Annotated in this window: 20 protein-coding genes, 7 tRNA genes and 2 riboswitches; of the genes, 24 read left to right on the forward strand and 3 right to left on the reverse strand. The window is 38.4% G+C overall.

Annotated elements, in window-relative coordinates; genetic code table 11:
* Window positions 1-40: 40 nt before the first annotated feature.
* The 16 genes from IEV41_RS19485 (at window position 41) to IEV41_RS19560 (ending at window position 10,933) form a co-directional block, all read left to right on the forward strand.
* Window positions 41-116: transfer RNA gene (locus tag IEV41_RS19485), tRNA-Asp, on the forward strand.
* 31 nt (window positions 117-147) lie between these two features.
* Window positions 148-231 (forward strand) — tRNA-Tyr (locus IEV41_RS19490).
* A 10-nt stretch (window positions 232-241) separates the two neighbouring features.
* Window positions 242-316 (forward strand) — tRNA-Gln (locus tag IEV41_RS19495).
* A 91-nt stretch (window positions 317-407) separates the two neighbouring features.
* A tRNA-Gly gene (locus tag IEV41_RS19500) sits at window positions 408-481 on the forward strand.
* 6 nt (window positions 482-487) lie between these two features.
* Window positions 488-564, forward strand: a tRNA-Ile gene (locus tag IEV41_RS19505).
* A gap of 8 nt (window positions 565-572) precedes the next feature.
* Window positions 573-647: transfer RNA gene (locus IEV41_RS19510), tRNA-Asn, on the forward strand.
* Window positions 648-651: 4 nt separating this feature from the next.
* Window positions 652-723, forward strand: a tRNA-Glu gene (locus tag IEV41_RS19515).
* A gap of 279 nt (window positions 724-1,002) precedes the next feature.
* Window positions 1,003-1,287 carry a co-chaperone GroES gene (gene groES / locus IEV41_RS19520; RefSeq protein ID WP_188390168.1) on the forward strand — a complete coding sequence of 95 codons (285 nt, stop codon included), beginning with the start codon at window positions 1,003-1,005 and terminating at the stop codon, window positions 1,285-1,287.
* A 107-nt stretch (window positions 1,288-1,394) separates the two neighbouring features.
* Window positions 1,395-3,023, forward strand: a complete 1,629-nt coding sequence (gene groL / locus IEV41_RS19525) for a chaperonin GroEL (protein ID WP_188390169.1) — start codon at window positions 1,395-1,397, stop codon at window positions 3,021-3,023.
* 254 nt (window positions 3,024-3,277) lie between these two features.
* On the forward strand, window positions 3,278-4,150 hold the full coding sequence (locus IEV41_RS19530; protein WP_188390170.1) for an ABC transporter ATP-binding protein: 873 nt from the start codon (window positions 3,278-3,280) through the stop codon (window positions 4,148-4,150).
* Window positions 4,151-4,160: 10 nt separating this feature from the next.
* Window positions 4,161-5,267, forward strand: a complete 1,107-nt coding sequence (locus tag IEV41_RS19535; RefSeq protein WP_188390171.1) for an ABC transporter permease — start codon at window positions 4,161-4,163, stop codon at window positions 5,265-5,267.
* Window positions 5,268-6,575 (forward strand): ABC-2 transporter permease family protein, encoded by a 1,308-nt coding sequence (locus IEV41_RS19540; protein WP_188390172.1) that lies wholly within the window; start codon window positions 5,268-5,270, stop codon window positions 6,573-6,575.
* A 71-nt stretch (window positions 6,576-6,646) separates the two neighbouring features.
* Window positions 6,647-7,954 carry an ABC transporter permease gene (locus IEV41_RS19545; protein WP_188390173.1) on the forward strand — a complete coding sequence of 436 codons (1,308 nt, stop codon included), beginning with the start codon at window positions 6,647-6,649 and terminating at the stop codon, window positions 7,952-7,954.
* Window positions 7,955-8,032: 78 nt separating this feature from the next.
* The gene (gene pcp / locus IEV41_RS19550) at window positions 8,033-8,680 is read left to right on the forward strand and encodes a pyroglutamyl-peptidase I (RefSeq protein WP_188390174.1); all 648 of its coding nucleotides are present in this window, start codon (window positions 8,033-8,035) and stop codon (window positions 8,678-8,680) included.
* A 71-nt stretch (window positions 8,681-8,751) separates the two neighbouring features.
* Window positions 8,752-8,853: riboswitch (purine riboswitch) on the forward strand.
* Window positions 8,854-8,983: 130 nt separating this feature from the next.
* Entirely contained in the window at window positions 8,984-10,531 is a 1,548-nt protein-coding gene (gene guaA / locus IEV41_RS19555) for a glutamine-hydrolyzing GMP synthase (protein ID WP_373284276.1), read from the forward strand.
* A gap of 222 nt (window positions 10,532-10,753) precedes the next feature.
* Entirely contained in the window at window positions 10,754-10,933 is a 180-nt protein-coding gene (locus tag IEV41_RS19560; RefSeq protein ID WP_188390175.1) for a hypothetical protein, read from the forward strand.
* A 452-nt stretch (window positions 10,934-11,385) separates the two neighbouring features.
* Here the strand turns inward: IEV41_RS19560 and IEV41_RS20220 are convergent, their stop codons facing one another.
* Window positions 11,386-11,514: a hypothetical protein gene (locus IEV41_RS20220; protein WP_268235156.1), complete on the reverse strand. Its 129-nt coding sequence runs from the start codon at window positions 11,512-11,514 to the stop codon at window positions 11,386-11,388.
* 151 nt (window positions 11,515-11,665) lie between these two features.
* On the opposite strand from IEV41_RS20220, the gene IEV41_RS19565 reads away from it, so the two are divergent.
* Both IEV41_RS19565 and IEV41_RS19570 read left to right on the forward strand, forming a co-directional pair.
* Entirely contained in the window at window positions 11,666-11,911 is a 246-nt protein-coding gene (locus IEV41_RS19565) for a cytoplasmic protein (protein WP_188390176.1), read from the forward strand.
* Between the two features lie 157 nt (window positions 11,912-12,068).
* Complete coding sequence (locus IEV41_RS19570) at window positions 12,069-12,536, forward strand: hypothetical protein (RefSeq protein ID WP_188390177.1); 468 nt, start codon at window positions 12,069-12,071, stop codon at window positions 12,534-12,536.
* A gap of 116 nt (window positions 12,537-12,652) precedes the next feature.
* Here IEV41_RS19570 and IEV41_RS19575 read toward each other — a convergent pair whose 3' ends face one another.
* A complete protein-coding gene (locus tag IEV41_RS19575; RefSeq protein ID WP_188390178.1) occupies window positions 12,653-13,519 on the reverse strand; it encodes an AraC family transcriptional regulator in 867 nt (288 codons plus the stop codon).
* Window positions 13,520-13,927: 408 nt separating this feature from the next.
* On the opposite strand from IEV41_RS19575, the gene IEV41_RS19580 reads away from it, so the two are divergent.
* The 5 genes from IEV41_RS19580 to IEV41_RS19600 all read left to right on the forward strand — a co-directional run bounded on the left by IEV41_RS19580 (window position 13,928) and on the right by IEV41_RS19600 (window position 19,567).
* Complete coding sequence (locus IEV41_RS19580) at window positions 13,928-15,628, forward strand: ABC transporter substrate-binding protein (RefSeq protein WP_188390179.1); 1,701 nt, start codon at window positions 13,928-13,930, stop codon at window positions 15,626-15,628.
* A gap of 89 nt (window positions 15,629-15,717) precedes the next feature.
* Window positions 15,718-16,674, forward strand: coding sequence for an ABC transporter permease (locus tag IEV41_RS19585; protein ID WP_188390180.1), 957 nt, complete (start codon window positions 15,718-15,720; stop codon window positions 16,672-16,674).
* Window positions 16,675-16,687: 13 nt separating this feature from the next.
* Window positions 16,688-17,614 (forward strand): oligopeptide ABC transporter permease, encoded by a 927-nt coding sequence (gene opp4C / locus IEV41_RS19590; protein WP_188390181.1) that lies wholly within the window; start codon window positions 16,688-16,690, stop codon window positions 17,612-17,614.
* A gap of 13 nt (window positions 17,615-17,627) precedes the next feature.
* Window positions 17,628-18,605: an ABC transporter ATP-binding protein gene (locus IEV41_RS19595; protein WP_188390182.1), complete on the forward strand. Its 978-nt coding sequence runs from the start codon at window positions 17,628-17,630 to the stop codon at window positions 18,603-18,605.
* Window positions 18,602-19,567, forward strand: a complete 966-nt coding sequence (locus tag IEV41_RS19600; protein WP_188390183.1) for an ABC transporter ATP-binding protein — start codon at window positions 18,602-18,604, stop codon at window positions 19,565-19,567. The genes IEV41_RS19595 and IEV41_RS19600 overlap by 4 nt, the downstream gene beginning before the upstream one ends.
* Window positions 19,568-19,603: 36 nt before the next feature.
* Here the strand turns inward: IEV41_RS19600 and IEV41_RS19605 are convergent, their stop codons facing one another.
* Complete coding sequence (locus IEV41_RS19605; protein ID WP_188390184.1) at window positions 19,604-19,984, reverse strand: ATP synthase subunit I; 381 nt, start codon at window positions 19,982-19,984, stop codon at window positions 19,604-19,606.
* A 213-nt stretch (window positions 19,985-20,197) separates the two neighbouring features.
* Window positions 20,198-20,299, forward strand: a riboswitch (purine riboswitch).
* A gap of 127 nt (window positions 20,300-20,426) precedes the next feature.
* On the opposite strand from IEV41_RS19605, the gene IEV41_RS19610 reads away from it, so the two are divergent.
* On the forward strand, window positions 20,427-21,749 hold the full coding sequence (locus IEV41_RS19610) for an NCS2 family permease (protein ID WP_188390185.1): 1,323 nt from the start codon (window positions 20,427-20,429) through the stop codon (window positions 21,747-21,749).
* The last annotated feature ends 171 nt before the right edge of the window (window positions 21,750-21,920 follow it).

The raw sequence follows: 21,920 nt of genomic DNA on the forward strand, positions 1-21,920 counted from the left end.
CGAAGGTCGCAGGTTCAAATCCTGTCCCCGCAACCAAAATGGTCCCGTGGTGTAGCGGTTAACATGCCTGCCTGTCACGCAGGAGATCGCCGGTTCGATCCCGGTCGGGACCGCCATTTTTTTATGTAAAAAATGCTTTTTAAATACGGAGGGGTAGCGAAGTGGCTAAACGCGGCGGACTGTAAATCCGTTCCTTCGGGTTCGGCAGTTCGAATCTGCCCCCCTCCACCATTTCTTTTAATGGGCTATAGCCAAGCGGTAAGGCAACGGACTTTGACTCCGTCATGCGCTGGTTCGAATCCAGCTAGCCCAGCCAATGGAGACATAGCCAAGTCGTAAGAAAGAGGTCTGCAACACCTTTATCTTCGGTTCAAATCCGGGTGTAACCTCCAATTAACCTAATTTATGCGGGTGTAGTTTAGTGGTAAAACAAGAGCCTTCCAAGCTCTGGTCGAGAGTTCGATTCTCTTCACCCGCTCCAATGTATGGGCCTATAGCTCAGCTGGTTAGAGCGCACGCCTGATAAGCGTGAGGTCGATGGTTCGAGTCCATTTAGGCCCACCATACATGATTCCACAGTAGCTCAGTGGTAGAGCTATCGGCTGTTAACCGATCGGTCGCAGGTTCGAGTCCTGCCTGTGGAGCCATTAAGGCCCGTTGGTCAAGTGGTTAAGACACCGCCCTTTCACGGCGGTAACACGGGTTCGAATCCCGTACGGGTCATCCTAAAACACGCTAGAGTGCTTCTAGCGTGTTTTTTTGTTATATAAGGAATCTTTAAATTTGTAGCGCGATAGTTCTCATAAAATACACCGTCGTTGTACAACTTGTAGGCAATTTTCGCAAGAATAGAGAGAAATTAGTCGTGTTCTTTTTATGGAAAATACCTTCTTTTTACTTGCAAAGAGACTGTAAATTCATTAATATAGAAAGTGTGTTAGCACTCTCTTATGATGAGTGCTAAATAAGACAAATGTATTGAATTTGAGGAGGTAGTTTTCATTGTTAAAACCATTAGGTGATCGTGTTGTAATCGAGCTTGTTGAAACAGAAGAAAAAACTGCTAGTGGTATTGTGTTACCAGACTCTGCGAAGGAAAAGCCTCAAGAAGGAAAAGTAGTAGCAGTAGGTACAGGTCGTGTGCTTGATAGTGGCGAACGTGTAGCGGTAGAAGTAGCTGTTGGCGATCGCATCATCTTCTCTAAATATTCTGGTACTGAAGTGAAATTCGAAGGTAATGAATACTTAGTTTTACGCGAAAGTGATATTTTAGCTGTTATCGGCTAATGATGAAATATGTGTTAGGCTCTTACGTAGGAGGGTCTAGCATATCCCAACATAACGTTTATACATGTGATTGATAGATAAAACAATTTGGAGGAGGAATTTTTTTTATGGCAAAGGATATTAAATTCTCAGAAGAGGCTCGCCGTGCGATGCTTCGTGGTGTAGATACACTTGCAAACGCAGTAAAAGTAACGTTAGGACCAAAAGGGCGTAACGTCGTACTTGAGAAGAAATTTGGTTCTCCGTTAATTACAAATGATGGTGTAACAATCGCCAAAGAAATTGAATTAGAAGATGCATTCGAGAACATGGGCGCGAAGTTAGTAGCAGAAGTTGCTAGCAAAACAAACGATGTTGCTGGTGATGGTACAACAACTGCAACAGTTCTTGCACAAGCAATGATTCGCGAAGGCTTAAAGAACGTAACATCTGGTGCTAATCCAATGGTTATCCGCAAAGGTATCGAGAAAGCAGTAACAGTAGCAGTAGAAGAGTTACAAGCAATCTCTAAACCAATCCAAGGGAAAGAGTCAATTGCACAAGTTGCATCTATTTCAGCTGCAGATGCAGAAGTAGGTCAATTAATCGCAGAAGCAATGGAGCGCGTTGGTAACGACGGTGTTATCACATTAGAAGAATCTAAAGGCTTCACGACTGAATTAGAAGTAGTAGAAGGTATGCAATTTGACCGTGGATATGCATCTCCGTACATGGTAACAGATCCAGATAAGATGGAAGCTGTATTAGATAACCCATACATCTTAATCACAGATAAGAAGATTCAAAATATCCAAGAAATCTTACCTGTACTTGAGCAAGTAGTACAACAAGGTAAGCCACTATTATTAATCTCTGAAGATGTAGAAGGCGAAGCGTTAGCTACATTAGTAGTGAACAAATTACGTGGAACATTCAACGCAGTAGCGGTTAAAGCTCCTGGCTTCGGTGATCGTCGTAAAGCAATGTTAGAAGATATTGCTGTATTAACTGGTGGTGAAGTAATTACAGAAGATTTAGGCTTAGATCTTAAATCTGCAAATATCATGCAATTAGGCCGTGCTGCGAAAGTTGTTGTAACGAAAGAAAACACAACAATCGTAGAAGGTGCTGGAGATTCAGCACGCATTCAAGCACGTGTTGGCCAAATCCGCGTTCAATTAGAAGAAACTACTTCTGAATTTGACCGTGAAAAATTACAAGAGCGCTTAGCGAAATTAGCTGGCGGTGTAGCAGTAATCAAAGTTGGTGCTGCAACTGAAACAGAATTAAAAGAGCGCAAACTTCGTATCGAAGACGCATTGAACTCTACTCGTGCAGCAGTAGAAGAAGGCATCGTTCCTGGTGGTGGTACTGCTTTAGTGAACGTATACAACAAAGTTGCTTCTATCGAATTAGAAGGCGATGCTGCTACTGGTGTGAACATCGTATTACGTGCGTTAGAAGAGCCTGTTCGTCAAATCGCTCATAACGCAGGATTAGAAGGTTCTGTTGTAGTAGAACGCTTAAAACACGTAGAAGTTGGTATTGGCTTCAACGCAGCAACTGGCGAGTGGGTAAACATGATGGAGACTGGTATCGTTGACCCAACGAAAGTAACGCGTTCAGCATTACAAAATGCAGCTTCTGTAGCAGCTATGTTCTTAACAACTGAGGCTGTAGTAGCTGACAAACCAGAAGAAAACAAAGCTCCAATGATGCCTGATATGGGCGGCATGGGCATGGGCGGTATGATGTAAGTTCATCATCGCTTAAAGAAAAGGTTACTTCCTATGAAGGAAGTAACCTTTTTTGTATTAAAAATGAGGGGGAAATGGGAAAGGAGGAGTTCGTTGATACGCTTCATGCATCTTTTGTTTCAGTAAGTCTCTATATACATGTAGAGACTTTTTTCTTTTGAAAAAATGAAGTTTGTCTAAAAATGGTAGTTATTTCATGGTACACTTATATGTAAAATAATACCATGTAATAAAAGAGGGGAAAGGGTGTTTCTATGTCAATTCTTTCAGTGAAAAATCTATCGAAAGATTATAAAGATAAAAAGGTATTAGATGACATTAATTTGTCGATTGATGAACCCGGGATTTGGGCGTTAGTAGGACCAAATGGTGTTGGTAAGACGACATTCTTAAATGTGATGACGAATTTGCTTCCAGCTACATCAGGGAGTGTAGAGTTAGTTGGGAAGTCCAATGCAGATTACACTGTCTTCAAAGAAGTAGCATTCTTACAAGATAATACGGTGTTATTTGATTATTTAACTGGTTACGATCATTTGAAATACGTATGTGATGTCCAACAACTTGATAAGAAACAAATTGACGAAGTGACAAAGTATGTTGGCATGGATAGTTATGTAAAACAACAAGTTGGGACCTACTCCCTTGGGATGAAGCAACATCTTCTCTTAGCAATCGCAATTATTAACAAACCGAAGCTCCTCTTCTTAGATGAACCCCTCAATGGATTAGATCCTACAAGTGCCATTTTAACTCGGAAAATTTTATTGGAATTAGTGGATAAAGGAACGACAATTATTCTCTCTTCTCATAACTTAGCGGAAATAGATCGTGTAACGCATCGCGTTATCTTCTTAAAAGATGGCAAACTTATTCAAGAAGACATGTCGACATATGAGAAAGTGTATTATCACTTTGTTGTGTCTGATGTAGAAAAAACGAAAGAATTGTTAGAAAAGCATGGCTACAATGTAGAAATATCTGAAAAAGGCATACGTGTGCGAGTAGAAAATCAACAGTTACAATCGATTACGGACGTTTTCCACACAGCAAACATTACGATTTTGGATATGCAAAAGGAAGTAGCTGGGTCGGAGAAGCGTTACGAAGAGATATTTGGCGTGTGAGGTAACAAATATGAAACTTCTACTATTTGAATGGAAAAAGATGTTTCGTTTGAAGGTACCAATCATTCTATTTCTGCTCACGCTTATATGTGTTAGTGGATTGTTTATTCGTAATACGATGCAACAAGAACTCATAAAAGAAAAGAAGATTGAAACATTTTCAAAATATAAATCACAGGTCACTGGAAAAGTTATGTATTACAACGAGCTGTTAAAAAAAGTGGGGAATTCGCAGATGGAAGAAGAGTTGACCTACCTTCTTCCGTTAGTACAAGAATTAGAGAAATTACTTGAACATGTTCAGCAAGATAGGTGGAAAGAAGAAGTAGAAACAGAAATAAAGGTGTATGAATTAGCAGATCATTATGAAGCGAAGTACACGCAGAGTATTATGCAAATAGGGAAAAAAGATAGACAAAAAGAGAGTAAGTTAAATAACGAATTGCTTGAACGAGGATTACCAAAAGAGGACTTAGATTTGTCCCTTCAGCCAGCAGTGTTTATGAAAAATGTTGTTTCGTTCTTCTTAGCTGCACCAGGGTTTATTGTACTCTTACTACTTGTCGGAATTGTCATTACGAAAGAATTTGAAGATAGCACAATTAAGATGGTATATGCGTTGCCAATTTCTAGAGCTACTTACACACTTGTGAAGTTTGCTAGTTTACTAGTAGTCGGTTTTGTTTGGTTAACGTTGCTATTCTTACTAGCGTACTTCCTTCCAACTGTATTTGGTCCAGCTACAGAAGGAGATATTTTTAATTATCCCTTGTATACGAAAGAAGAAGCATTCATGAGTACCGGAACGTATGTGATGCAAGCAATTGTATATAGCATAGGGTATGTGACATTTGCTCTGGCATTATTCCTCTTTCTTGCTTTCTTAATTAGAAATACGATTGTCACATATGTATTGGTATTCTTTCTCCTACTTGGTGGTGTGATTGTAAGCAAAAATGGTGTAGACATATTTGTGAGTCCGTTTACGTATCAGCAAGTAGATCATGTCATTTTGAACGTATCAGCGTATTATCCAACTGGACTAGTTGTATTAATTGCTAGTACAGTTATCCTTTTATTCGTAACAGTAGAGATGAATCGAAAGCGAGGGATATAGATGACGATATTTTTCTTTGAATGCAAGAAGTTCTTCAAGAGGAAAACAGTGTGGATAACCGTACTATTATCTATCATTGCACTCGTTAGTTTGTATGTATTTAGCCATTCAAAGGCAGAGGAAGTGAGAGAAAGAAACATAGGTTTTATGAAAAAGAATATAGAAGCACAACCGGAAAGAAATGCACATGCTAATCGAGAGATACAGAAGGTAGAGAATGGTCCAGCTATTGAGAAGGAAGCAGCTTTAAATATGAAAAAGATATATGAGCGAGAGCATGATATCGAACATCGTTGGTTAAAGGCATATGAGGAGAAAGACTGGGGAGAGCTGAATCATGTAGAGGAAGAAAATATAAGCTTTTGGATGGAAGAATATAAGGGGATGGCGAGTTTTTATTATTTTATAGGTGAGGATAGCAACATGGCATGGTTCACAGCACGTGCAACGCTAGAAGAATTGAAGCGGTTAGAAGAACATGCGATAGAGCCGTTTGTACAACCAAAGCCATATACAAATTCTTTTCCATTTCTAGCAACGATTTATGACGATTATAAGGGGCGTAGTCTAGAAGAGTGGGAACAGTTGACAAAACGTTACGCAACGACAGGGTGGTCGTTTATGTATCAGTTGATTCAAGGTATGGCGATACCCGTGCTTATTTTGATTGGTTGTTTTATCTTTGGAAATAATGTGTCCGCTGAAGTAGGAAGCAAGAAGCGAGGCTTGTTGTTTTATTATGTGTTGCCAGTGAAACGACGGAATGTGTTTTTGGCGAAATACATGAGTGGTTTACTGATGACGTTGTTGTTTGTTGTCTGTATGTTACTTGTTCCAGTTATGAGTGGGTTATTTATCGGTGATATTGGTAGTTTGAAGTACCCAGTCCTTGTCTATGATGGATCGATACCAAGTACAGTGGATCCGATGTTTAATTCTTTAAAGCCAATGGAAGATACATTTCATTTTATTACACTGCAAGAATATATAGGGAAGATTGGGCTGTTAACGCTGACCGTAACAATTATGATGTATTCGTTATATTATGTGCTCTCGATTCTTGTGAAAGTTCCACCTGTAACTGTATTATTGACAGCCATTATTACGTTTATCGGAATGAAGATGCCTCCTCTTCCATATAATCCATTTTCGTATATTGATATGAATAAGATTGTGAATAGAGAAGCGGCAACATTAGCATTTAATCCAGCAATGGAGATTCAAAATGGGTTGTTCGTTGTCTCAGTAGTAGCATGTTTATTTATCGCATTAGGGTATATGTTATTTAAGAGAATAGATCTTTCATAGATTTTTAGAGAAGGTATAGGGTAATGATTCTATGTCTTCTCTATCAACAAAATGAAAGTGGAGGAGAGCGGATGAAGCTATTTCTATTTGAATGTAAGAAATTATGGAAGAAACGGACAACATGGTTTACTATAGTCATTTCGGCTGTAGCTGTAATTGGCTTGTATATAAGTAGTTATTCAATGGGAGAACAGATTCGCCGGGAGAATATACAGGAGACAAAGGGGTGGGTAGAAGACTATCCGAAACATGCCGAGGAGAAAGAGGTTGAAATGAAAGAAGCAGAGAAAGCTGATAATCAACAACTTTTAATATCGTTGCTCGGTAATAAAGAACGAGACGAGAGAAGATATAAGCACTATCAACAATTGCTACAAAGTTATGGTGAAAAAGATTGGCAAGAATTTAATAAGGTGATGTTAGAGAAAAGTAGTTCAAAGGAAATAGTAGAGCAACCAGACGGTATAGTGCATGTCGTAGCATTGGAGGGCGGACAAGAAATTTCGCCATTTACTGCTCGGTCTACATTGGAAGAACTAAAATGGTTAGCTAAAACAGAAGTAGAACCGTTTGCCCAAATAAAAACGATGCATGATGAACCTTTTCTTTCAACGATTTATGATGATTTCACAGGGACTGCCTTGGAACAATGGGAGGAACTAAAAAAGCGCTATGCCACAACAGGTCTTTCTTTTGTCTATCAACTTGTTCAATTTGGGGCAATCCCCATCTTAATTTTGATTGGTTGTTTTCTATTTGGAAACAATATATCGTCTGAAATAGGAAAGAAAAAGCGGGGTCTATTGTTTTATTATGTATTGCCAGTACGGAGGATAAATGTTTTTCTTGCAAAGTATATAAGTGGATTACTTTCGACGATGTTGTTTGTCGTAGGCATACTAGTTGTTCCGATTGGTGTTAGTATGTTCATTGGAGAGATTGGAAGTTTGCAGTATCCCATACTTGTGTACGAAGGATCTGCACCAAGTACAGTGGATCCAATGTTTAACTCGTTAAAACCACTGGAAGATGGATTTCATTTTATTTCATTGAAAGAGTATATAGGACAAGTATTATTACTAGCAATCGTACTTACTGTTATGGTGTATTCGTTATATTATGCGTTTGCTATTCTATTTAAAATGTCGCCTGTAACGGTTCTTATGACGGCCATTATTACGTTCAGCGGAATGAAGATGGCACCTCTTCCATACAATCCATTTTCGTATGTAGATATGAATAAGGTTATTAACGGAGAAGCAGCAGCGTTAGCATTCAATCCGGCGATTAGTATCCAAAATGGAGTGATTTTCATAACAGTGTTTACGTCTATACTTATTGTATTAGGATATGCGTTGTTCAGAAGAATAAAGATATGACGCGTTTCCTTCAATCATTTCATTCGCAAAAAGCTCTCTTATTTTAGTATGATGAAAGAAAAGCAGGGAGAGAAAAACATGCCAAACGTCTTGTTAACAGGATTTGATCCATTTGGTGGAGAAACGATTAATCCGGCATTAGAAGCGGGGAAGCAACTAGACGGAGAATGTATAGAAGGATATACCGTCATATCACGAATGGTTCCAACGGTATTCGGAGAATCGGCGGAACGATTACGTACTTATTATGAAGAAATACAACCAGAGATTGTGATATGTGTCGGACAAGCTGGAGGTAGAGCGGATATTACGGTGGAGCGTATTGCTATTAACATTGATGATGCACGTATTCCTGATAATAAGGGAAAGCAACCAATTGATGTTCCGATTGTGGTAGATGGACCTGCGGCGTATTTCACAACGTTGCCAATGAAAGCAGCGGTAGAAGCGATGCGACAAGAAGGGATACCTGCATCCGTGTCACATACAGCAGGAACATTCGTCTGTAATCACCTGTTTTATCATCTCATGCACGTATTAGCACAAGAGAAGGGAGAGGTGAGAGGTGGATTCGTTCATATTCCGTTTCTTCCAGAGCAAGCAGCAAAGTATGAAGGACGCCCAAGCATGCCGTTGTCTGTTATCGTACAAGCACTTCACACTATTATACGAACAACTATTACAACATCAGAAGATATTCGTGTCATTGGCGGACATACACATTAGAGAAAAATGATATCTTACTATAATTAAGCTTGACCATGTCTACCATCCGTTGTTAGAATAGGAGAAACTATATAGAGTTCGTTAAATTTCTTCATATATACTCCATAATATGGTTGGAGAGTCTCTACCGGGTTACCGTAAATAACCTGACTATGAAGGCAGAATATTCTATAGCACGATTGTATCATGAAGCTAGAATACTGCCTTCTTTTGGTGGTATTTTAGCTTTTTTATTTTTTCCGTTATTTAGTGAAAGACTACTGTTAGTAGAAAAGTTTTTTGATTTACCAATACTTACTTGAGGTGATTATTTTGCAAAAGAAACAAGACATGATTGTAGTTTTAGACTTTGGAAGCCAATATAACCAGTTAATCGCTCGTCGTATTCGTGAGTTCGGTGTATACAGTGAGTTACACCCACATACAATTACAGCGGAAGAAATTAAGAAAATGAATCCAAAAGGGATTATCTTCTCTGGTGGACCAAACAGTGTATATGGCGAGAACGCCTTTTTCTGTGATGAAGCGATTTTTGACTTAGGATTACCGATTTTAGGTATTTGCTATGGTATGCAATTAATGACACAACACTTCGGTGGAAAAGTAGAGCGCGCTGATCACCGTGAGTATGGAAAAGCAATTTTAAACGTAAATAACGATTCAGCATTATACGGTGACCTTCCAAAAGAGCAAGTAGTATGGATGAGTCACGGAGACAAAGTAACACAACAACCAGAAGGATTTGTCGTTGATTCGACAAGTGAATCTTGTCCAATCGCAGGGATGAGTAACGTAGAGCGTAACTTCTACGGAGTACAATTCCACCCAGAAGTTCAGCACTCAGAGCACGGGATCGCATTAATTCGTAATTTCGTATTTAATGTGTGTGGTGCAGAGTCTACATGGACAATGGGAAGCTACATCGATATGCAAGTAGAAAAAATCCGTGAGCAAGTAGGCGACAAGAAAGTTCTTTGCGCACTTAGCGGCGGTGTTGATTCATCTGTTGTAGCGGTATTAATCAACCGTGCAATTGGTGACCAATTAACATGTATTTTCGTTGATCACGGTTTACTGCGTAAAAACGAAGCAGAACAAGTAATGGAAATGTTCGGTGGAGACTTCCATATTAACGTAATTAAAGTGGATGCGAAAGAGCGCTTCATGGAGAAATTAAACGGTGTATCTGATCCAGAACAAAAACGTAAAATCATCGGTAACGAGTTCATCTATGTATTTGATGATGAGGCAGCTAAATTAGACGGTATCGAGTTCTTAGCTCAAGGTACACTATACACAGATATTATTGAATCTGGTACAGCAACAGCACAAACAATTAAATCTCACCATAACGTAGGTGGATTACCAGAGGACATGCAGTTCCAATTAATTGAGCCATTAAACACATTATTCAAAGACGAAGTTCGTGCATTAGGTATTGAACTTGGTATGCCAGAAGAAATGGTATGGCGTCAACCATTCCCAGGTCCAGGATTAGGTATCCGTGTACTTGGTGAAGTAACAGAAGAGAAATTAGAAATCGTTCGTGAGTCAGACGCAATCTTACGCGAAGAAATTAAAAAAGCTGGCTTAGAGCGTGATATTTGGCAGTATTTCACAGCATTACCGAACATGAAGAGTGTTGGTGTAATGGGTGACGAGCGTACGTATGACTATACAGTAGGTGTTCGTGCTGTAACATCAATCGACGGCATGACTTCTGACTGGGCACGTATCCCATGGGACATATTAGAGAAAATCTCTGTACGTATCGTAAACGAAGTGAAGCACGTTAACCGCGTTGTGTATGATATTACGAGTAAGCCACCAGCGACAATCGAGTGGGAGTAATCTAATCTGATTTAAATAAATAATTCCTCACAAAAAGCTCTCCCAAGAATTTTCTTGGGAGAGCTTTTATTTTAAGGCTCTGTTAAAAAGATTGTTGATGTTATTATTTTAACTAAATGGCAAGATAGTTGAATAGGAAAGGGTATATTCACCAAATTATCGAATATAGAAGTAGAAGCATAGTATAGAACAATCATTATCAATATGAAAGGAGCATACCTAATGACGATTGTTGGATATTTATTTTGGGGTATTTGTCTATTAGCAATAGCACTTGGCTTCTTTATGCAAAAAAAGTGGGGTACAAAGGCGCCTGTTAAAAATAGCGAAAATATACTGGATGAAGAAATTGCAAGAAATACACATAACAGTCCAAATAGTAATGATCATCCTTGGATTTAAAATCAATAGGATTTCTTTTAGTAATAGTATGTATGAAAGAAGGGCTTTTTTGTTGCTAAAAGTATAAAGCAACTAGATAATTTTATAACTAATATACCGCCATCCTCTTAGAAAAGAAGATAGCGGTGTTGCTTGTGACGAAAGGAGAGAGTATAGGGGATGTAGAGATGTGGTTAATATAATTTATATCTACGTTTTAAAATTAAATTCAATTGAGAAAGAACCGCTTCTCTATGAGATTTGCAAGATAAACTCTTTCTATATTCTATCTCAAGATAATTCTACTACTCCAGTCGCATGAAGAATCCAAACTATAAATAAAGCACCTATTACGATACTCCAGATATACCTTTTCTCTTTTATATCCCTTATTAAAACTACTAAAACTGCTAATGTAATGAGGATATTGATAAGAGTAATAACTAATCACACTCCCTTTGATTGATTTTTCACTATAATATTCCGATAACTAAAACTGCAACTAAACTAGCCCAATTTCCAATCGTAGATGACTGTACAGCTATTGTCATTTCTGCACCTAGCAAAGCTGCATTTGCAGTAACGTCACTAACAACTGTCACAAGCGTCCCTATACTATTTATTGTATCACCGATACTGGATGACATGTCGTAGGAGTATATAGAATCTTTCGAAGCGGATAATTCGGCTTTATTTCCTTCCTCAGTTATATTAATAGTATAGTTTTATATTTATATGTAAGGAGAGTTTATTATGGATACACAGCTTGATAAAGCACATCGTTTTAGTAGTCATCATAGGAATGAATTAGAAAAAGATACGTTATGTGGTTGTTTTTACTGCTTAAACATATATAGTCCACGAGAGATTAAAGAATGGTGTGACAATGAGAAAACGGCAATATGCCCACATTGTGGAATAGATTCCGTTATTGGAGAAAGTTCTGGATTACCTATTACAGAACTGTTTTTAAAAGAAATGCATAAAGTATGGTTTTAGAATTGTTCTTGAATGAACGCATGCGTTCATTCAATCGGCAATTTCAATAATACAAGTGAGATTTTTTCTTATCTGCTTTAATTACATATTTCGAATGATAGGTAAAAACAGTTGTTACAATCAGGTGTTAATTTAAGATAAAGTGGAGAATAATAATATGACTTTATATACATTTATTGCATCAGATAATCCACTGGTAGAGGTAGATAATAGTGGTTTTATTCACATTAAGGTAAGAGATTTAAAGAAAGTGGAGCCGAAACTAGATTTGGAATTCTGGGGAAATGTGGATGATGAGTCAATGATACTTTATGCGAAGGAAGAATCGGAACTTGGTGGATTAGAGATTTCATTATGTGATAATCCACCAAATGGTTTGGAGCAGTATATTAATAAAAAGTATATTTACTGGCTTGAAGGAGATTTTGGCTCTGAGTTTTTAAAACAACTTACTGAGTATGTTAAGTTAAAGGTTAAAATAGAAGATAAGGTTGAACTTTGGTCAATTTTGTTTGGAGAAGGCATAAAGACAAAACAAGTAAAATCTCTGTCGTTAAATGAGATTTCAGAAGATAGCTTTAAAATTTTACATAATCATAAATGTTGTTGTTTAGTAATCGAATAAGTATTCAAAAAGACTCGGTATTAGCAGGACATGGAGATTATAGCGATTGATTATTTTCATATAAAAGTAAACGCCTTTTGATTCGTAATAAATACGAATCAAAAGGCGTTTTTAGTCTATTTCTTCTTTCGTACTGCAATCCAAATCTCACTACGTACATTTGCTAAATCTGATAAGTCACCAGTGAACGAAATCTCTGGTGCTTCTACTAATTCATAATCAGAAGATGGTAGCCACTCGGAGTAAATCTTTCCCCAGCTTTCTTGCATCACTTTTGGAAATTCTCCCTGCGATGAAAAGACTGCCCATGTTAAAGCAGGAACTTCTATCACATCAAAACCTTCAAATTCATTCCTTAACGTGCTTATTACACCAATTATATGATCTAAGTGTCCTTCTCCTTGCATTCTTCCTTCATCGAAATTGAATGAAGCATTCATCACACTATGAGGATGAATATTGGCGAATGTTCGTAGTTGTTCACGTTGGGCTTGCGTAATACTTTTTGCTAATTGTTGAATTTCTAGATTTATACCATCAAAAACAATAGGGACTCTTTTTTGTAATCCGACCATTTTAAATGATTTTTTTTCTTCAATTTGATATTCCATATCAATTCCTCCTTGAATAGTTAGTTGAAAGGTTAGTTTCGGAAAGGCTTTGAAATGTGTTGTTTTCTTTATTTCGGATGGATTTGTTCCACACCAATCTTTAAAGGAACGGGAGAAGCCATCAACAGAATGATAGCCATATTTAAATGCCATTTCTGTGACGGATGTCTTTCCTTTTTGCAATTCAAAGGCAGCATTTGATAATCGTCGATGGCGAATATACTCATGTAATGACATACCTGATAAGAAAGAAAAAACTCTACGAAAGTGATATTCTGATATGCCAACAATCTTTTCAATATCATGAAAATCAATGGTTTGATCGAGATGTGTCTCGATATAATCTAGTACATTATTTAGATTGTGTAACATACTCTCACCTCCTTCTATGACTCATTGTATAACAGGGAGTTTCTATTTACCCGATGAAAAGAAAACGGTATAAATCGGATGTTCTATTTAGTAACATGTCCCTATATAAATTCATATATAGGGACATGTTATAAATCTAAAAAAGAAAAAATTATCATCTGGAAAATCCAGCAATCATCACGATGAAAACACTTCCAATATTTACAAAGTTGTCTTATAAGAGATTTAATTGTTTGACAATGCTGAAATAATTTTGTACCCTATTACCTATAAAACATACTTGTTAACTTGGTATTGGGGTGACGCAAGTATCAACGGCTTCATTATAGGGGGGATTCCAATATGGAGGGAAAGTGTAGTGTGTGGCGACGTGATTATTTTTTCTAAAAAATAGGTGGGGGAGTAAACATGAAAAAGAAAATTATTAGCACATTTTTAGGAGCATCCTTATTATTGACAGCTTGCTCAGGATCTAATGATACAACGTCAGAAAAGCCAAGCGAAACGAAGGATATTACAAAAATATCAGATGTAGTACATAAAGCAGAAGACAAAACAAAAATCCCAGAAGCAGCGAAAAAACGTAAAGATACATTTGTGGCAGCTATTTCAAAGCCGGGTGGAGTATTCCTTCCTCACTTTAACCAAAATGGATGGGACGGTAACGTATACTCAGTGATGTTCAATGCATTAGTAAAAACGGATGAGACAGGAAAGCAAGTACCTGGTTTAGCGGAGAAGTGGGAAGTTTCAGAAGATAACTTAACATATACATTCCATCTACGTAAAGGGTTGAAATTTAGTGATGGCTCCCCGTTAACAGCGGAAGATGTAGCATTCACAATTACCTTACTACATGACCCTGCATATGCGGGCTTTACAGATATTACGCGTGCATATATTAAAGGACGCGATGAATACAAAAAAGGAGATGCGACGTCTATTTCTGGTATTAAGGTTATTGATCCAGAAACAATTGAGATTCAAACAGAGAAAGTAAGTGTAGAGACGTTAGAATTAATCGGTGGTTCCGTTCTATCAAAAGCATACTACGGAAAAGACTACAAAAAGGGAAATCTTGAGTATTTGAAAGAGTTATATGCGAAGCCACTTGGATCAGGACCGTATAAATTAGAAGAATATATACCAGGCCAAGAAGTTCGTTTCACTGCAAATGAACATTATTACGAAGGAAAGCCAAAGATTGAACGCTTTATTTATAAAGTAACATCAGGTGATACGAAGCTACAATTATTCCAAACGGGAGAAACAGATTATGATGGCTTCACTGCAAATGCAGAAACGTTAGAAGAACTGAAAAAGCTAGGCTTTGCAAATATTAATCTATACACGGGAAGTGCGTATTCATATTTAGACATTAACCATAAACGTTCATACTTAAAAGATAAGAATGTACGCCAAGCGTTAATTTATGGATTAAATCGTCAACAACTTGTGGACGCGGTGCTACAAGGATACGGAACAGTAGCAAATGTACCGATTTCACCAGTGTCATGGGCATATACAGATGAAGTGAATCAGTATAAATATGATGTAGAGAAAGCGAAATCACTATTGGAAGAATCAGGGTGGAAAGTTGGTTCGGACGGTATTCGTGAAAAAGATGGTCAGAAGCTGAAACTAATGTACTTAGCACCAAATAGTGGGGGAACAAATGATATCTTCATTCCACTTGCGAAAGAGAATTACAAGGAACTAGGAATTGAATTAGTACCGGAACTATTAGATTTTAATGCTCAGTTAGCGAAAATGAAAAAGGGTGACTATGATTTAGCGAGTGTAAGCACGCCGATGATTGGAGATCCGAATGATGCGGTTGGAGGCTTCCATTCAAAGAGCCCAGCGAATGATGCTGGCTATGCAAATGAAAAGGTAGATAAGTTAATTGAAGAGAGTGTAAGTGTACTAGATATAGAGAAACGAAAAGTCATTTACAAAGACTTATATAAAGAGCTAGGAGAAGATCCTGCGGTTATCTTACTGTACTACCGCAAAATCTTGAATGCGCATAACGCTCGTATTCAAGGATTTGAACCAAGCGCTTTCACAGGTATTCTTAGCAGTTTACCGAAGTTACAAATTGAATAATAAGACGACATGGCAATCAGTAAGGGGATATATCTCTTACTGATTGTTCATTCCTATTGAAGGTATTTAATAAGGGGGGAGTTCAAGAGATGAAGCAATTTGTTGTTCGCAGATTTCTTCAAATGATACCGACGTTGTTTGGAGTATCCATCATTATCTTTTTCTTATTTGCACTCGTACCGGGAGACTTTCTTGATTCGAACTTGAAGCTAACTCCTGAACGTGCAGCAGAGCTAAGGGCGTTGTACGGGTTAGACAAACCGATTATCGAACGTTATTTTACTTGGCTAGGTGGTGTTTTGAAGGGGGACTTTGGTTATTCACTGCAGTACCAAGAATCCGTCACTAGCTTACTAGGAAAGTACATATGGAACTCATTTATTCTCGCGATTGTAACGCTCGTTTTGACGTGGACAATTGCACTTGTCATTGGCATTGTGACGGCAACAAAGCAATATTCTTGGTTTGATGGGGTTGTCACATTATTTGTTTTCGTCGCAATGGCATTTCCGTCATTTTTCTTTGCATTATTGATGATTAAAGTATTTTCTGTAGATTTTGCCTGGCTACCGATAGGGGGAATGACGGACACTGGGAGTACTGCAACAGGATTTGCATATTTCTTAGATGTAGCAGAGCATATGATTTTACCTGTTCTTGTGTTGACGTTGCTTGGGGTAGGTTCGTTAACACGTTATTTCCGAACGAGTATGATTGATGTTGTTCATCAAAACTTTATTCGTACTGCACGTGCAAAAGGGTTGAAAGAAAGAACGGTTATTTACAAGCATGCGCTTAAAAATGCTATCCTTCCTGCGATTACGTTATTATCGTTTGAATTACCAGGACTATTTGCGGGAGCAATTATTGCGGAGAAGATTTTTAGTTGGCCAGGTGTTGGCAGTATGTATTTAGGGGCACTAGAGTTTCGTGATTATCCTGTCTTAATGGGCTTTACGATGTTTTTAGCTATTTTAACGATATTGAGTAACTTTTTAGCGGATATTTTGTATGCAGTGGCAGATCCACGTATTAGGTTGAAATAAAGGGGGGAGAAAGATGGTAACGATTGTAGAAACGAAGAAGGAAAAAATGCAGAAGCTACAGGCTATCCAAACATTCTCTCCGTGGAAGAGTGCATTCAGGTCATTACGAAAAAATAAGTTCGCAATGGCGGGATTAATCTTTTTAGCATTTATGTTTATTTTTTGCTTCATTGGTCCGTTCTTTTCGCCATATGCTTCTGGAGCAACGAACGTTGCAAAGATGCATCAACCACCAAGTAGTACACATTGGTTAGGGACAGATCAGCTTGGTCGTGACGTTCTAACAAGGCTTATGCTGGCGGGAAGGATTTCATTAACAGTCGGTCTCGTATCGATGGTGTTGTCGATTTTTTTAGGTACGGTATTAGGGGCAATTGCTGGTTATTATCGTGGTATTGTTGACAGTATTATTATGCGTCTAGCAGATATCCTAATGTCGATTCCTGGGTTACCGTTATTGATCATTTTAGGAGCGATTCTAGCGGAGTGGAAAATCTCCCCTGATTATCGTATTTATGTCGTAATGCTAATGCTAAGTGTGATTGGATGGCCTGGGTTGGCGAGGCTTGTACGTGGGCAAATTCTGGGCTTACGAGAGAAAGACTTTATGCAGGCAGCAGAGGTATTAGGACTACGTGATCGCCGTAAAATATTCCATCATCTTATTCCGAATGTCGTACCGATTTTAATCGTGGTGGCAACATTAAGTGTTGGTGGAGCAATTTTAACGGAATCGGTACTAAGTTATTTAGGATTGGGTGTTATTCCGCCAACGCCGTCTTGGGGAAATATGATGACAGCAGCGAACTCGTTAATGGATTTTGAACGTAGACCGTGGTTATGGATTCCGCCAGGTACGGCTATTTTCTTAACGGTTATTTCAATAAATATGGTAGGCGATGGATTACGAGATGTACTTGATCCAAAAGGGAAACGGTAGGTGAATAGAGGAGATGGAACATATAGTTGAAGTAAAGTCGTTGAAGACGCATTTTCAAACGGGTGAAGGTGTTGTCAAAGCAGTAGATGATGTAAGTTTCTCTGTGAAAAAGGGGCAAACAGTATGCGTTGTTGGAGAATCAGGATGTGGTAAAAGTGTAACGGCACTTTCCTTGATGCGCCTTATCTCCTCGCCTGGAGAAATTGTTGGTGGGGAAGTGTACTTTGAGGGGCGAGATGTATTAACCTTGCCAGAAAAAGAGATGAGGACATTACGTGGCAATGAGATTGCGATGATTTTTCAGGAGCCGATGTCATCATTAAATCCAGTGTTCACGATTGGCGAACAGTTAATAGAGACAATTATTGAACATCAACTTGTGACAAAGAAGCAAGCATATGAAAAGTCACTAGAGCTTATTAAGAAAGTAGGTATTCCAAGAGGCGAGAGCATTATGAAGTCTTATCCGCATGAGTTAAGTGGTGGGATGCTGCAACGAATTATGATTGCAATTGCTCTGTCTAATAATCCGACATTACTTATTGCCGATGAACCAACGACAGCGCTAGATGTAACGATTCAAGCGCAAATACTTGATTTACTTGGGCAAGTGAAAGAAGAATTTGGGACGTCTATTTTGATGATTACACATGACCTTGGGGTTGTTGCGGAGATGGCGGATTATGTGGTTGTGATGTATGCCGGGAAAGTCATTGAAGAAGCACCGGTGAAAGAACTCTTCAAAAATCCGAAGCATCCTTATACAAAAGGGTTGTTAAAATCAAAGCCAATTATGGGAAGACGTCAACACACATTATACTCGATTCCCGGGCAAGTACCGAACCTCGCTGATTTGGAAGAATCATGTTATTTCAGTGACCGTTGTGAGTCATGCATGGATATTTGTCGTGTGAGGATGCCACAATTGCGTGAAGAAGCGGATAAACACCATGTATCTTGCTGGTTATATGAGGAGGTTGTAGCGCAATGAGTGAACCGTTATTAGAAGTGAAAAATTTAAAAAAGTATTTTCCAATAAAAGAAGGAATATTCAAGCGTACAACAAGTCATGTAAAAGCAGTTGATGATGTGAGCTTCACGATTGGAAAAGGAGAGGCATTTGGGCTCGTTGGAGAATCCGGAAGTGGAAAGACAACAACAGGACAAACAATTCTTCGTTTAACAGAGAAGACAGAGGGAGAAGTATGGTACAAAGGGCAAAACTTACATGATTTATCGAAAGAAGAATTGCGTAAGCTACGCCCAAGTATGCAACTTGTCTTCCAAGACCCGTACAGTTCGCTTAATCCGCGTATGCGTGTTGGAGAAGCGATTGGAGAAGCATTGCTTGAGCATAAGTTAGCAACAAAAGAAGATGTGCGTGATAAAGTGTTAGAGGTAATGGAGCTGTGTGGATTAGCACCTTATCATATTGATCGTTATCCACATGAGTTTTCTGGTGGTCAACGTCAACGTATTGGGATTGCCCGTGCAATGGCATTGCAACCAGATTTCCTCGTTGCGGATGAACCAGTTGCAGCACTTGATGTATCTATTCAAGCACAAATTATTAATTTGTTTAGCGAATTGAAAGAGAAGAGAGGCCTTTCCTACTTATTCATTTCACATGATCTTAGTGTCGTGGAGCATTTATGTACGAAAATAGGCATTATGTATTTAGGATCGTTAGTGGAATTGGCACCGCGTGATGAATTATTTGCTAATCCACTTCATCCGTATACAAAGGCACTATTATCAGCCGTGCCAATTCCTGATCCAACAGTGAAGCGGGAGCGTATTATTTTAAAAGGAGATATCCCGAGCCCTGCAAATCCACCATCAGGATGTCGTTTCCATACGAGATGTCCATATGCGACAGCTAGATGTGAAGAAGAAGTACCAGCATTCCGTGACCTTGGGCAAGAACGGTATGTGGCGTGTCATATTGTGTAGCAAAAGAAAAGGTAGTCCAGTGATTGGACTACCTTCTTAGGCATTCTCTTTCTTTCCGTTCAAATGTGTATGGTAAGCAAGGGTAATAAGCATAAGTGCGTAACCGAACATAATACCGCCGACAAATGCTCCCATCGCCATCTCTAACTCTAATTCATACAAGACAATTGCTCCTAGAATAGCAGCAGAGAAACGATATACGGTACCAAGGCGTGGTGTTTTTTGTTTGCGGACAATTGATTCACCCATTTGATCAATACGACGTGCTAATAACCACATGCAATATGTACCGACAATTAGGCCTGTTCCGAATCCAATGATATGGTCTTTGTACGGTGTAAATTGCCAGCCTAGGAATAAGAGCGGGAAGATGGCAGACAATTGAAGCATAAATTTCTTGAATGCTATGTTAATCATAAGGAGCCTCCTTGAATCTACTAAGTCATCATCTACGTAAAAGTATAGCACTTTTCAAAATACATATGTAGTGTTTCTGCTTCCATATATAAGAACGAAGGTTAAAGATGAGATGTTATGATAAAGTTGCTAAAAAACGAATGAATTTTAAGGGAGGATAAATATCGTTCGTTTTTGTAGTTGACAGAATAAAACATTGAATATACAATAAAGTCAAAATTAATAAAAAAACGTCGTATAAAGTCGAGAATATGGCTCGAAAGTTTCTACCTAGCTACCGTAAATAGCTGGACTACGAGGTGTGAATATAGAATAGGAGGATTCGAGTCTTCTTATTTATATTTTCCTTTGTCGTTCGCGCTCCCAGGTAAGCACTTGGGGGCGTTTTTTGTTACATAAACCTTCGTACGACGAATTACGAGGAAGAGGGAGAAGAAAGAACATGAAACGCTTTTTTCAATTTGAACAACTAGGAACGAATTACAAAACGGAATTTATCGCAGGTTTGACGACATTTTTATCGATGGCCTACATTTTATTCGTGAATCCAACAATTTTGTCGTTAAGCACAGTACCTGACTTACCTGAAGGAGTTGGGATGGACAAAGGTGCGGTATTCGTTGCGACGGCATTAGCTGCAGCTGTTGGATCAATATTGATGGGGCTCATTGCGAATTATCCAATTGCATTAGCACCAGGACTTGGAATTAATGCGTTTTTTGCATATACAGTTGTGTTAACAATGGGGATTCCTTGGCAAACCGCATTAGCAGGTACGTTGGCTTCTGGTCTTATTTTTATTGTATTAACTTTGTCTGGCCTTCGCGAAACAATTATTAATTGTATTCCAAGTGAGTTGAAACATGCGGTAGGTGCCGGGATTGGTTTATTTATTGCGTTTATCGGTTTTCAAAACGCAGGGATTATTGTGAACAATGATAATGTACTAGTTGGATTAGGCGATCTTTCGAATCATTCTACATTACTAGCAATCTTTGGAGTTATTATTACTGTTCTATTGTTAGCAAAAGGGGTAAAAGCAGGGGTATTCTTTGGAATGGTAATGACAGCTGTTGTAGGGATTATAACAGGAGTAGTAAGTACACCAACGGCGGTTGTTGGATCGATTCCAAGTATTGAGCCGACATTTGGAGCTGCATTTACGCACTTCGGTGATATCTTTACATTAGAAATGGCAGTTGTTATTTTAACGTTCTTATTCGTTGATTTCTTCGATACAGCAGGTACACTTGTAGCAGTTGCCGGCCAAGCAGGGTTTATTAAAGATAATAAATTGCCACGTGCAGGTCGTGCGTTATTCTCCGATTCAGCAGCGACAGTAACGGGAGCGGTGTTTGGAACATCGACAACAACGTCATTTGTAGAATCGACATCTGGTGTTGCGGCAGGCGGGCGTTCAGGTTTTACGGCAGTTGTCGTTGGTGGTTTTTTCTTATTATCATTATTTTTCTCACCGTTACTAGCAATTATTACGCCAGCTGTAACGGCACCTGCATTAATCGTTGTTGGAATGTTAATGGTTGCATCGTTAAAAGAAGTAGATTGGAGTAGGTTTGAAATTGCAGCACCAGCATTTTTAACGGTACTAATGATGCCATTAACGTACAGCATTGCGACAGGTATTGCGATTGGCTTTATTTTATATCCAATTACAATGATTGCAAAAGGGCGATATAAAGAAATTCATCCTGTTATGTATATTTTATGTGGCTTGTTCATTCTCTACTTTATTTTCTTAAAGTGATTTCGTCTATATAATGAAGAAACGTGCAAACATATCTTTTGTTTGGGCGTTTTTTCTATTGGTTTGAAAATTATTCTCGAAAAACTATTGACGGTTCATTCATATATTGCTATTATGTAGAAGTTGCTTCTGAGACACGAAGTAACAACGAAAAAACATTTGAAAAACAAT

This window comes from Priestia taiwanensis, assembly GCF_014638355.1.
In the GTDB taxonomy this organism is placed as follows: domain Bacteria; phylum Bacillota; class Bacilli; order Bacillales; family Bacillaceae_G; genus Priestia_D; species Priestia_D taiwanensis.